The organism is Gemmiger formicilis (genome assembly GCF_016901605.1).
In the GTDB taxonomy this organism is placed as follows: domain Bacteria; phylum Bacillota; class Clostridia; order Oscillospirales; family Ruminococcaceae; genus Gemmiger; species Gemmiger formicilis_B.
Genome location: NZ_JACJKP010000576.1, coordinates 1 through 302 on the forward strand (window position 1 = coordinate 1; position 302 = coordinate 302).

Sequence of the window (302 nt, forward strand, 5' to 3'; positions counted from 1 at the left end):
GACCAGGTGGGCGAGCCTGTGACCACCGCCGCCCTGGGCCTTGCCTTTGAGCCGGAACAGCCGTACACCAACCCCGACGGCTCCCCCCTGGAACCGAGCCGTGATTTTGCGGGCACGGTGCGGGGCAATGCCCCGCGCATCGGTCCGCTGGAACAGTGGCCGGCACGACTGCTTCTGGTATGATTTTTCAAAAAATGCCCACTGCGCCGGGATTTGTGATATAATCACCGAAAGACACATCACAAAGAGGTGCGGACGATATGGCATTCCACAAAATCGACCTGCAGGGCTGGGCCCGCAAA

1 protein-coding gene is annotated in these 302 nt (G+C 60.6%); it reads left to right on the forward strand.

Annotated features, from left to right (window positions below):
• The coding region (locus tag H6B10_RS15995) for a hypothetical protein (protein WP_204652420.1) at window positions 1-183 on the forward strand (183 nt) is incomplete at its 5' end.
• Between the last annotated feature and the right edge of the window lie 119 nt (window positions 184-302).